This is a genomic window from Rickettsia endosymbiont of Urophora cardui (assembly GCF_964030725.1).
Classification (GTDB): domain Bacteria; phylum Pseudomonadota; class Alphaproteobacteria; order Rickettsiales; family Rickettsiaceae; genus Rickettsia.
This window is the reverse complement of record NZ_CAXIPY010000006.1, coordinates 1-12,518: the sequence shown is the minus strand read 5'-3', so window position 1 is coordinate 12,518 and position 12,518 is coordinate 1. Positions and strand designations below refer to the sequence as shown.

Here is a 12,518-nt window from a genome sequence, read left to right as displayed (position 1 = left end):
TTTTGCTAAGTGCGAAACTCCTGATTATGACTCTTATGTATATAACTGCTTTCTTCCATTCAAGTAGTATATCACGAAGCAGAGCTTCGGGGAATTAAACCCTGAGAGATTAATAACTATTTAATAATCTGCTTTTATGAAATAAAGACCGCAAGCAGGGGCGGTAGGACCGGCAGCTTTTCTATCTGTTGCCTCTAAAACTTGCTGCATTTGTTCAGCTTGCCAAATATTTTTACCGACTAATACTAGGCTACCGACTATATTACGCACCATGTGATGTAAAAAGGATGGGGCAGAAAAATATAATTTTATTTCCTCATTGTCCTTTATAATATCAAGCTTTGTTAAGGTTTTGATGGGAGATTTTGATTGACAAGAGCTAGCTCTAAATGAAGTAAAGTTATGTTTACCTAAAAGATATAAGCTACTTTTTTGCATAGCTGAAACATCTAACGGCACACTAATCCACCAAACACGATCATAATCAATTACTGATGGGTAGGGTCTATTAAGAATTCTATATACATAATGACGTGCTATTGCGGAAAAGCGAGCATGGAAATTATTGTCTACTAATTCACAATTACACACTCCTACTATATATGGTCTTGTAAAATAATTAATCGCTCTGATAATTTTATAAGGTTCAAAATATTTTGAGAGATCAAAATGTGCTATGTGACCTATTGCATGAACGCCAGCATCAGTTCTACCTGATCCGAATAATGTTACTTGCTCACCAGAAAATTTATAGATCGCTTCTTCTAATATCTGCTGTACCGACATTACTCCCGATTGTCTTTGCCAACCCGCAAGATTCGTGCCTAGATATTCAACGCTAATTTTATATCGATACATAGTTTTACAATGATCATGCCGTGGTGAGATCTACTCGTTGCATGGCTTCTATGTCATTCCCACGAAGTATAGCTTAATGCGATAAGGTAGTGACTTTTTTAAGAACATAGTAAACAGCATCATAGAATGTTTCAAAATCTCCTGCAACTTTCCTAATTTCATTCTTGATTTTAAACCAGTAATGCTCAATAGGATTTAAATCAGGAGAATAAGTTGGTAAAAATAAAATACTGCAACCAACAGATTCAATTAACGTTTTCACTTTTGTACTTTTATGAAAATTAATATTATCCATTACGACTATCTGACTAGGCTTTAATTCCTTGATCAATATCTCTTGTACATAAGTTTCAAAAATGTTCTTATTACATGTTCCATCAAATATTATCGGGGCAATCATATCTTTGACACACAGCCCAGCAATCATACTAATACGTGATTGATGTTGATAGACCTTTTCACCATAACATCTTTGACCGATAATGCTCCACCCGTGTTCTCTACAGCTATTATCTTCTATCCCAAACTCATCTATAAATACTAAATCTTGTTGATCTATAGTTTTTAGTTTCAATATAAACTCATTCCTTAGACCAATATCCCTTTTGGGATGAAGAAAAGTTTTTTTTATAACTATAACCTAATTTATTAAGCAATCTTGATATAGTACTTGCAGATACTTTTTGACTCCAGTTCTTAGCTAGCTCCATGGTGGTTTTATCAAAATTAAGTTCTATAAATTTTTTAAATCCCTCTATGTCTCTTATTATTCTACGATGTCCTGTATGATAACCACTTTTTGCTTTGACATCGCCAGTTTGTTTCTTTAATTTTTTCCACTCTATTATAGTCTTCCTACTAATAGAGTATATCTCTGCAGTCTCTTTTATTGTTTTACCATCTGTTAAACTTTTTATTACTCGTATTCTTAAATCGTATGAATATGCCTTTGCCATAAGTTTTTCATTTAGTATAATCCAACTCATACTATAAGTCACTACCTTATCGCATTAAGCTATATTGCCTGCGTGGATCAATTTCCCCTCTGTCATCCCGCGGCGGCGTTGCCCGCGTGGATCGAGAGTCGTCATTGCGAGGAGCGAAGCGACGTGGCAATCTCAGGAAATAATGACGAGATTGCTTCGTCCTGAAGTTTTGACAAAAATTCTAATTTTTCTGACTAAAGTAAAAATTTATATTTAAAGTTAAATATTTAGTGCTTTTATCAGCTTAAAAGCGATATTTCTACAATTTAAAGTAAATTATTTGATATATAATACAAATTATAGATTGATACACTCGCCACTTTTTTTAATAAAAATTTTTTGTCAAAACTTCAGTTCGTCAAAACTTACAGTTTTTCCTCGCAATGACGAGAAAATGATCTACGCAGGCAATGCCTCCCCACGAAAGCGGGAATGACATACAGGGCATTTTCCAAGCTATGCAATAGCAACTAGATAAAAGTTTAGATTTAAGCTTCTAACAAATCAGAAGGGTTACCATCGCCACGTTTTCCACCGCTTCTAAAGCTATTAAGCTTTTTGGATCTGATAGGATGTTGTAACTTTCTTAAGGCTTTTGACTCAATTTGTCTTATACGTTCTCTAGTTACTTTAAATTGCTGCCCTACTTCTTCAAGCGTATGGTCGGTATTCATACCTATTCCAAAACGCATTCTAAGCACCCTTTCTTCACGAGGCGTAAGGGTGGCAAGCACTCTAGTTGTAACTTCACGTAAATTTGACTGAATTGCCGCATCAATCGGTGCTACTGCATTTTTATCTTCGATAAAATCACCTAAATAACTATTATCATCACCATCCCCTACCGGATTTTCAAGGCTAATCGGCTCTTTAGCTATTTTCATAACTTTTCTTACCTTATCAATCGGCATAGAAAGTCTTGCTGCTATTTCTGCTGGAGTTGGTTCATACCCAAGCTCATTAAGCATTTGTCTTGAAGTTCTGATTATCTTATTAATTGTTTCGATCATATGCACAGGAATACGTATAGTTCTTGCTTGATCGGCAATCGCTCTTGTTATTGCTTGTCTAATCCACCAAGTTGCATAAGTAGAAAATTTATAACCACGGCGATATTCAAATTTATCAACCGCTTTCATAAGTCCTATGTTACCTTCTTGAATTAAGTCTAAGAATTGTAAGCCTCTATTAGCATATTTTTTAGCAATAGATATTACTAAGCGTAAATTCGCCTCTATCATATCTTTTTTCGCTTGCAACGTTTGTCGCTCACTTTTTTGGATAGTATTTACTAACTTTTTAAAATCATTAACTAGAAGACCGGTATTAACCTCTATAGTTGATAATTCAGCAATCATCTGATCTATATAATCCGATTCTTTAGTGAGTAATTCTTTCCAATCAGCTTTCTTATTTTTCAGCATTTTTTCTTTCCATGCTGCATTAATTACGGCTCCTATATATTCATCTAAGAAGTTCTGACGAGTTATTCCGTATTTTTCAGCAAGCTTTAAGAAGGCTGTTTCTTTATTTATTAAATCACGATTTATCCCATACATTTCAGACAGAATTTCTTCTGTTCTTTTAGAATTAAAATGTATTTCTGAAACTTCGCTAATTAACAGTTCTAAATTATCATTATATTTTTTACTATTTTGTAATATTTTTGGATCAGCAGACTTTTCAAACGATTTTTTAGTTTCAATTAATAATTCTTCACAAATACAAGCGATCTTTTTCATTCGCTCTATAATATTAGGCAATATCTGCGTTTCTACTTTAGACATCGATAAGATATTTTCTTCATGGTCGTGGTCATGATCCCGCTCTTCTTCATGATCACTATTATGATCGTCTTCACTTTCCGAAGTCTCATCATCATGCATCATATTAGATTCTAGATCTATGAGATCACGCAGTAACATATTATTCTCATTAACTAAATCCGCATACCACTTTCTAAACTTATCCATAGCAATAGGACTTCTACATAATGCAGCGATCAATGTTTTGCGACCTTCTTCAATTCTTTTTGCTATTTCAACTTCGTTTTCACGAGTAAGTAGATCAACCCCTCCCATATCTTTCAGGTAAAGCCTTACCGGATCATCAGTAGTACCTATATTTTCTTCCTCTGTTTCATCTTTAGGTTCATGATCAATATTGGTGGATATTTTAAAACCTTCTTCCATTTCCATGTCATCAATCTTAATTGCGTCATCCTCGTTAGCATCTAAAATATCTACTTCCGCCTCGGAAAATCTAAACATAACTTTATCTATCTCTTCCACAGATGTCCCATCAGGAAGAGCTTTATTTATATCATTATAAGTAACCGAACCTTTTTTAGATTTAGCTTTTTTTAGTAAACTATCTATTTTATTTAGATTATTATTATCTGTATTTGTCATTAAATACCTATGGAATTAAGCTGATTAAGTTATAATAATATTTTATTGTGAAACCGCAATAAATCACGATTTCTACAGTTTGTTATTTGCTATTATCAATAATATGATTAATAAAAGATTCATTTAAGTCTTGTAATTCACTTGCAATCTTTAAGATTTCTTTTTTATAAAACAAAACTTTCTCATAATCATCAATGTTAGTTATAACATATTCTTTTGTAATATGTGCATATTCTTGCTGTAAATTTAATAGATAATATCTTTTGTATAACCATTGCCATAATAAATCTAAGCGCACATTATCTTTATTAAATGCTATATCTAAGAATAAGTTGTCTGCTTTTGATAATAATAAAAAAATATCAAAAAAGCTAGTTTTTTCCACAATTGCGGCAATTTCACCTGCCTCTACAGCATTATCAATAATCTCACTTAAGTACCAATTACGGAATTCTTCAAGTAGTTTATTACTGAAATTTAAATTTAATATAAATTCTTTAATTTCGAATTCCTGTAATATTTGCGGGAATTTTATCAATAAAGCACAAAAAGCATGCTCTAATATTTCAAGTTCTGAATAACCGCTACTAAGAGGCAGCAAGTTTACATTTTTAGCTACAGTCCTTTGCTGTTTTGTAACTAAATTTTGCCATATTTGATCTTTAAAAAACCTATAATAGCTGGCTCTTAAATTACTATCAGATATTTTACTGCAATAATCTTTTAAATTCTTTTCTAAATTAGCCTTATCTTCTGCTGTTTTAAAATTTTTACCAGCATATGCTATTTGCCAAATCATTTCCGATAAGCTTATCCTTGTATCTATAAGCTTTGTAAAAAAATCCACACCATTTTTATTTACTGCATCATCAGGGTCTAGCCCGCTAGGTAGCCTAATAAAAGAAATTTTCTTTTCACTATTAATAAGCGGCAAAGCTAAATTAATTGTCCTAACACTTGCCTTTATTCCAGCACTATCCCCATCAAGACATAGTATAATTTCATCTCCTGCTCGCCATAATTTGTGCAAATGATTTTCAGTAACACTAGTGCCAAGGCTTGCTACTGCTTCACTAAATCCTGCTTGATGCAGGGAAATAACATCAAAATAACCTTCTACTAAAATCGAGTAATTTTTTTTATAGCTACTGCTTATGGCTTTATGCTCACCATAAAGAGTTTCGCTTTTTTGGAATACTACAGTTTCCGGCGAATTCAAATATTTAGGTAGACCTTGCCCAATTACTCTACCCCCAAAACCTACTATTTTATTGTAAATATTTCTGATAGGAATAGTTATACGATTTGAAAATAAGCTATATATTTCGCCATCTTCTCTTTTTCCTATAAGACCTGCTTTTCCAAGTTGCACATTTGTTATATTTTTATCATGAAAAAATTTCTCAAATTTGTTACCTCTAGGTGCAAAACCGATTGAAAATTCCTTTATTGTCTCATTAGTAATATTTCTTTCATTTAGATAGTTTAATATTTCAGGTGTTAATTGTGATTTAAAAAACTTATTGGCAAGTTCAAGAATATTTAAAATCTCGTCTGATTCTTCATAAAATTCTTTTTGCTTCTGGGTTAATTTTGGTATTTCTATACCATAATCGGTAGCTAATTTTATAGCAGAATCACTATAAGATAAACCGCTAACATTGGAGGTAAATTTTATAACGTCCCCTGCTGCCTTACAGCCAAAACAATAAAAAAATCTTTTACTATCACTAACTGTAAAAGATGGGGTTTTCTCTTGATGGAAAGGACATAAACCTACATAATTACCGGATTTTCTAGTTAAAACTACCTTTTGACGCACTACATCAGATATGTTAATACGATTTCTTAAAACTTCATAAAATTCTGGTGCAAGCTTCATGTTTTAAATAATATAAGAAAGGATAGCTGTAGAAAAACAATAAGTAAGCGGAATTGATAAATTATCATTAACTTTCAAATCCTTTGAATAAAATTCAATTGCTGTAGTTGCTATAGAACTTATAATAATAATAATAAAACTAGTATTAAATCCTAAGTAAAAATACACTAATATACTTATAAAAATTGCGGATAGCAAGAATGCTGTAGAGCCTGCAAATGACTTACCATTATTTAAACTATTGCCTATTTTTGTACCAACAAGAGCTGCTAGACAGTCAGAAACAATTAAAATCAACCAGGAACAAATTGCCAAATTTTTAGGAAAAAGAAGAGCTGTTAAGAAAAAACCAAGCATCATGAAGCTAGAACCACTTAAGGCAAAAGAGCCATTGCTTTCGTCTACTCTCATAATTTTTGTAAAAAACTTAGTTACAAACTCACTGATTTTAATGCTACTATGACGTGATATATCTAAATACAAAGTCGCAGCAGTTACTATAAGTAATAGTATAGTAATAGAGGTTCTTGAGATGAATATATATATTAAAGGTAGTATTATAGCAGATAAATGAAAAGCTTTACGCTTTTTTTCAAAATCAAAATCTTCAATGTTCATGAGGTTAATAATTTATTTTTAGGTATACGAAAGATAATAAAGATGATATAATACCATACTAAAATTACCAATTTTACACAATAACAATATGATGGCAAAATTTCCTATCACTGACCAAGGCTTTGAAAAATTAGAACATGAGCTTAAGCATTTAAAACATGTAGAGCGTAAAAAAGTTAGCGAAGATATAGCAGAAGCACGAGCACATGGCGATTTATCCGAAAATGCTGAATATGAAGCTGCACGTGAAAAACAAGCATTCGTAGAAGCTCGTATTAAACATCTGGAAGATATAACAGCAAGAGCAGAAATTATAAATGTTGCTAAATTGTCAGGTGATAGCATAAAATTTGGTGCTACTGTCGTGTTAATAGATGACGAAACTGAAGAAGAAGTTATGTATCATATAGTTGGTGAATATGAAGCTAATATCACTAAGAAAAGAGTTTCTATTGCATCTCCTATAGCGAAAGCCTTAATTGGCAAATCAGTAGGTGATATTGTGGAAGTTATGACCCCTGGCGGCGTTAAGTCATATGAAGTTGTAACAATAAAATATGAAGAATTAGTATTTTAATTGTTTCAGATTTTATTAAAAGTACTAAATATATGGTGCAATTCATTACTATACCAACACCTATAGACTATCAAGATAGCTTAACGTTAATGGAAGATTATGTTAACAAAGTTATTGATGGTGAAGCACCGGAAGCAGTCTATCTAGTTGAGCATTTAGATGTATATACTGCCGGCACTAATTATAAGCAGGAAGAATTATTAAACCATAATAATATTCCTGTTATTTATACTGGTCGTGGCGGTAAGTTTACCTTTCACGGAGCTGGACAGCGTGTTATTTACCCTATCCTTAATTTAGCCTTACCGAATCGTACCAAAGACTTAAAGCTATATGTAAGAATGCTTGAAGCATGGATTATAAATAGTCTAGATATTTTGGGAATAAAGGCATATATTATAAAAGATAAAGTAGGTATTTGGGTAAAAACAAATGATGATATTCCATCGAAAATTGCTGCGATAGGAGTCAGAGTACGGAAATGGGTTACATATCATGGCATAGCCATAAATATTTCAACAGACTTAAGTAAGTTCAACGGAATTATTCCTTGTGGTCTTGAAAATTCTTTAGTAACATCTCTAAATCAACTAGGAGTTTATATTGAAATAACTGAATTTGATAAAATTCTTGAAGCTGAATTTATTAAAATATTCAAATGATACGAAAAATTGCCCTTACAATTTTAACAATATTCGCTATTTGGGCTAGCGGTTTTGTTTATTATTTATATCTGGTAAACTCTTATAAACCAAGTAGTAATACTGCTAATGCAATAATAGTATTCGCTGGTGGAGGACACAAAATTGAAACCGGAATTGCTTTACTAAAAGCTGGATATGCACCTATATTATTTATTACCGGCATTGAAACTTCCGATCAGCTAAAAAATCTACTAAAAGAAAATAACGTGCTAGAACAGCAAGTGATACTTGCTCCAAATAAAATAATGTCGGAAGACGATTATATTAAGAAAGCCTCAGATTTTATTTTAAAGTATAATATTACTTCTGTGCGTTTAGTAGCTTATAATTACGATATACCCTCTATAGTGAACAACCTTACAACAGCCATCTCATCTTCTAATAATAATATTTATATAGCTCCATATCCTGTTATTGCTAAACAACCAAACTATATGACGCTAATTAAACACTACAATAATTATTTATTAAGTTTATAAATCGCTTATCTACTCTTTATTAGATATATACTTATAATAGAAAATCTTATATAATGCTCTCCTATTAAACCCTGAGAGATTAAAAATATAGGTAACAGAAATGCAAATAGAGAAGAATAAAAAAATAAATGAAGCAATAGATTTGCTGATAGAAGGCGGAGTAGATTTAAAAACAGTACTAAGTCAGAATGGCTTTGTTGCATAAATAAGCTTTTGAATATACTGCCCCTAACCCCGCAATGCTAGCCTAGCCAACAGGCACAGAGATAGGTTTACCAATTTCAAACATTTTGTTTAATAAGTGGCATTTAATAGACATTTCTTTTGTCATATTTTGATCATGTCTTGATAGAAACTTACTACCAAAAGAAGTTTTAAATCGAAAGAACGTGTTCTCTACACGCTCCCTTCTACCGTAATTATTCTTTACCCTCCATGCTTGGTATCCTTTGTTTTGTTGATATATAACAGCTGCATCTCTCTCAGTTTTATCCCTAAGCGATTGAACTTTTACTGAAGAGTTTGGGGGTCTAATAACTGGTTTTATCTTCTTCTTTCTCAACAATTGATATGTAGATTCACCGTCATACCCTCGATCTCCCAGAAAATCCTTGGCTCTGACATTAGCTATTAGTAGTCCAATCTGTGATCTATCATCTATAGTATGCTCTGTGGTACTATCGGCAAGTATCATACCTTGATCTTCTATAACGATATGTAGCTTTTTCCATATGCGACGCTTATATTGCTTACCATGCTTATTTTCTAGCCATTCGTTCCCTGTGTAGGCTTGTATCCCTGTACTATCCATTGAAATACAACTAAATTCTTTATCTTGATTTCCATGTAAATACCTAAGATCTAATGACTTCATACGCTTACTTAATGTTGTATAGTCTGGACATCTAATAGATAAACCCGATATTTCAAAGAGCCAGTTTATAAAGCCTTGGGTTTGGCGTAACTTAAGACCGAATAAGCATCTGATCTTCAAACACTGTAATATAGCGTGATCACTATAGCGTCTAGGTCTTCCTCGTTTCATTTCCTCTCTGTAATCAGCATACCAGCCAATCGCCAAATCACTGGCAATCATAAACAGGAGTTTCGCACTTAGCAAAATTGTGTATTAGTTAGAAGCCATTTAATGTTGTTCTGAATTGATGTTTTTATAACTTCCCAAGTTTGTTGATATAAAGTAATGTTTTCATTTATCCTCCTTTTGTTCATATCAAGCCAGGCCAATACAGCAAGGCAAATATGATTTCTTTGAGCTCGACCCGTGCGTGCCTGACAGCATTCAATACCACAAGTTTGTTTCAATTCTCGATGATAAACTTCTATAGACCAACGCGCCTTAACAATTTTCTCTATTTGCTCACGTGTAGGATTCTCTAAATTAGTTGTTATGTAATCAATGCGACCATTTTTTGCCACAAACTTAAATACCGTAACCCAACCGTATCCACGTAGGTGAATTTTTAGCCCTTCATCGGGAATCTCTAAAGTTTCCAAGCTAACATTACGATTAACTTTTCTATTTTTTCTTAGGTTGGTAACCCATATCCAACCTAAATTACGTAGTCCGTCCGCCAAAACTCTACAAGCCTTATAGATAATATGGTTTTAAGACAAGAAGTAATACAACAATCCGTAAGAAAATGATAAAATATGGTCATAAACCTTATGGATTTCAGTCAATGCCAATAGACAACATTATCAAATCGCAAGAACAAGGGAAACTGTTTGGTTATAAATTAAAAGAAGAATTAAACCCAAATAATAAGCTATATAAATTAAGAGAATTAATAAATTGGTCTAGGCTCGAAGAGTGGTTATCAAAAAATGTTTGTATTAAGAAATTTGGTAGAAATAGAAAATGTCATAGAGTGATGCTTGGCATAACGATGCTACAAGCAATGTATAATTTTTCAGATTCATTATCAGAGGAAGAGCTAAAAGAGAATATGTATTGGCAGTATTTCTGCGGGTGGGAATATATAGAAAAAGACATAGCTATCTCGGAAACTAGTATACGACGGTTTCGTAGTGTATTAGGTGAAGCTGGATATAATGAGATATTATCGGAGTTGATCAGGGTTGGGATAAAAACTAACACAATTAAAAAAAAAGATTTGGAATTAATCATCGCTGATACGACTGTACAAATTAAGAATATCAAACACCCACACGATGTTTATTTAATGGATAAAGCTAGGCTTAGCATAGTAAAGCTTTGCAACAGTTTGGGTATACATTTGAATGAAACATACGCTAGAACCTATAAACGCGATATAGTAAAGCTATGGAAATATAAAGAACATAGTAAAGCCAAGAAGCGTTGGAAAATAATGAAGCATTTAAAAATATTACTGGGTCGTTTGATTAGAGTATGTGAGCGTGAGATCAAAAATAAGCAATTAAACTTGTCTCTCAAAAATCAAGAAGTATTGCAAAAAATAAAACAAATACATAACCAATCTGTTTTAAAAAGAGAAGCTAAAAAGCAATATAAAGAAGATAACAAAGTATTATATAGTTTTCATGCCCCTGAAGTAGAGTGTATAGGAAAGGGAAAACGCAACAAGCCATATGAGTTTGGCAATAAAGTAGCGGTAGTAGTAAGTGGTCGTAGAAATTTTGTTTTATCCGCAAAATCGTTTCATAATAATCCTTATGATGGTCATACATTGCATCAGAGCTTTGAAGCAGTAGAGAGTGTCACTGGAATCAAGATAAAGAAATCATTTGTTGATCTTGGGTATAGTGGTAGCAATGTAAAGGAGAAGAGTAAGGTATATACCCCAAAAACGCGGAAGAAGTTGTTACAAGAGGACAAGTCTATGATCAAGAGACGCAGTGCCATAGAACCAATAATAGGTCACTTAAAGCAATATGGTCGGATGGGTAGAAACTTCTTGAAAGGTATGATAGGAGATATTATCAATCCAATAATCTCTGCTATTGGTTTGAATTTACGATGCATTGCAAATCATTTACAAATCGTGTCTAACTCCACATAAATCAAAAATATCATCATGCAAAAACTAGATGAACGATAAAAAATCGTTAACAATAGCTCCATATCAAAATTAGACCAACACAGAAATGTATCAGTAAAAATTAACATAACTTATTAATTTTTATTGAAAATCTTAGCAATTTGTTGTCAAAACTCTATCCCATTACAAATGATCAGGATTTGAAGTGTTTTTGGCGGATAGACTACGTATATGTTTTAAATTATCCAAACCACTATACCAAGCATCCATAACTATAGCATCAGGCTTGATACCTCTTTCTTTAGCTAAAGTAAGCATATCACAAAAATGCTCGTCCTTTGTTTTACCATCAGTTTCTTTATCATATATTCTATAATCTACAGGAGTAGATTGATCAATTTGAGTATTGTAATGCAGTAAGTTTACCATTCCTATACCAGGTATAACATCATGTACAGCCCCAGAATATTGATAATTTACAAGCTCGATCCTCTTACTGTATTGCTTTGACAATAAGGTGTCATCTCCCACTAATAAACAAGGATCTTCCAGATCAATATATTTTGACACTTTGCTATAGATTTCGCTAGGGCGAAAATCCTTACTCTTTAACCATCGACTTGCACTATCGTGCGATAGATCTAATGGACTTACTTCAGATAATGCTTTGCTAGTATATCTTACACTACTTGCTTGTAAGAATGATTTATATAAATCTTTGCTACATTTTGATCTTGTCATTTTTATCTAAAACTATTTTTCTCTAGATTAGCATATTATTTGCTAAGTGCGAAACTCCTGATAAAATCTATGCGACCCCTATTGCGTAAAAAATTATTATATTCTGACCAATTCGTTATTTTATATTTAGAATACTTGCGTGATTTACTAAAAGGGGCTTTCTTCCGAGATCTCATATAATCTGGATTATTTTTTAATTCAGGACATCTTACCAGATTATCACCACTCTTGCTCTACAAATTTTATTTATGCAACAAAGC

General features: G+C 32.5%; 11 protein-coding genes and 2 pseudogenes. 4 read left to right on the top strand and 9 right to left on the bottom strand.

Annotation, left to right across the window (positions count from 1 at the left end; genetic code table 11):
- Nucleotides 1-120 precede the first annotated feature (120 nt).
- The 5 genes from truA to AAHI98_RS07550 form a co-directional block, all read right to left on the bottom strand.
- The gene (gene truA / locus AAHI98_RS07570; protein ID WP_342225547.1) at nucleotides 121-858 is read right to left on the bottom strand and encodes a tRNA pseudouridine(38-40) synthase TruA; all 738 of its coding nucleotides are present in this window, start codon (nucleotides 856-858) and stop codon (nucleotides 121-123) included.
- 73 nt (nucleotides 859-931) lie between these two features.
- Nucleotides 932-1,814, bottom strand: a protein-coding gene (locus AAHI98_RS07565; protein WP_342226124.1) for an IS630 family transposase whose coding sequence is annotated in 2 segments (ribosomal slippage) — nucleotides 932-1,486 and nucleotides 1,488-1,814 — 882 coding nt in all. Because the reading frame shifts where the segments join, the coding sequence is not laid out codon by codon here.
- 518 nt (nucleotides 1,815-2,332) lie between these two features.
- Nucleotides 2,333-4,255: an RNA polymerase sigma factor RpoD gene (rpoD, locus tag AAHI98_RS07560; protein ID WP_342225546.1), complete on the bottom strand. Its 1,923-nt coding sequence runs from the start codon at nucleotides 4,253-4,255 to the stop codon at nucleotides 2,333-2,335.
- An 82-nt stretch (nucleotides 4,256-4,337) separates the two neighbouring features.
- The gene (gene dnaG, locus AAHI98_RS07555; protein WP_342225545.1) at nucleotides 4,338-6,137 is read right to left on the bottom strand and encodes a DNA primase; all 1,800 of its coding nucleotides are present in this window, start codon (nucleotides 6,135-6,137) and stop codon (nucleotides 4,338-4,340) included.
- 3 nt (nucleotides 6,138-6,140) lie between these two features.
- A complete protein-coding gene (locus AAHI98_RS07550; RefSeq protein WP_342225544.1) occupies nucleotides 6,141-6,755 on the bottom strand; it encodes a diacylglycerol/polyprenol kinase family protein in 615 nt (204 codons plus the stop codon).
- An 88-nt stretch (nucleotides 6,756-6,843) separates the two neighbouring features.
- Between AAHI98_RS07550 and greA the strand changes: the two genes are divergently transcribed.
- Genes greA through AAHI98_RS07535 form a run of 3 tightly spaced genes read left to right on the top strand, consistent with a single transcriptional unit; the run spans nucleotide 6,844 to nucleotide 8,515 of the window.
- A complete protein-coding gene (greA, locus tag AAHI98_RS07545; protein WP_342225543.1) occupies nucleotides 6,844-7,332 on the top strand; it encodes a transcription elongation factor GreA in 489 nt (162 codons plus the stop codon).
- A gap of 14 nt (nucleotides 7,333-7,346) precedes the next feature.
- Nucleotides 7,347-7,994 (top strand): lipoyl(octanoyl) transferase LipB, encoded by a 648-nt coding sequence (gene lipB / locus AAHI98_RS07540; protein WP_342226123.1) that lies wholly within the window; start codon nucleotides 7,347-7,349, stop codon nucleotides 7,992-7,994.
- Nucleotides 7,991-8,515, top strand: a complete 525-nt coding sequence (locus AAHI98_RS07535) for a YdcF family protein (RefSeq protein WP_342225542.1) — start codon at nucleotides 7,991-7,993, stop codon at nucleotides 8,513-8,515. The genes lipB and AAHI98_RS07535 overlap by 4 nt, the downstream gene beginning before the upstream one ends.
- Nucleotides 8,516-8,762: 247 nt before the next feature.
- Here AAHI98_RS07535 and AAHI98_RS07530 read toward each other — a convergent pair whose 3' ends face one another.
- Nucleotides 8,763-9,635: an IS5 family transposase gene (locus tag AAHI98_RS07530; RefSeq protein WP_342225541.1), complete on the bottom strand. Its 873-nt coding sequence runs from the start codon at nucleotides 9,633-9,635 to the stop codon at nucleotides 8,763-8,765.
- A pseudogene (locus AAHI98_RS07525) lies at nucleotides 9,629-10,099 on the bottom strand (transposase); the annotation flags it as partial. The gene AAHI98_RS07530 and the pseudogene AAHI98_RS07525, both read right to left, overlap by 7 nt.
- 77 nt (nucleotides 10,100-10,176) lie before the next feature.
- On the opposite strand from AAHI98_RS07525, the gene AAHI98_RS07520 reads away from it, so the two are divergent.
- Nucleotides 10,177-11,538 (top strand): IS5 family transposase, encoded by a 1,362-nt coding sequence (locus tag AAHI98_RS07520; RefSeq protein WP_342224717.1) that lies wholly within the window; start codon nucleotides 10,177-10,179, stop codon nucleotides 11,536-11,538.
- Between the two features lie 198 nt (nucleotides 11,539-11,736).
- Here AAHI98_RS07520 and AAHI98_RS07515 read toward each other — a convergent pair.
- Together AAHI98_RS07515 and AAHI98_RS07510 are read right to left on the bottom strand one after the other, a co-directional pair.
- Nucleotides 11,737-12,258 (bottom strand): annotated as a pseudogene (locus tag AAHI98_RS07515) (transposase); the annotation flags it as partial.
- 35 nt (nucleotides 12,259-12,293) lie between these two features.
- A complete protein-coding gene (locus tag AAHI98_RS07510) occupies nucleotides 12,294-12,434 on the bottom strand; it encodes a hypothetical protein (RefSeq protein WP_342225538.1) in 141 nt (46 codons plus the stop codon).
- Nucleotides 12,435-12,518: the final 84 nt, after the last annotated feature.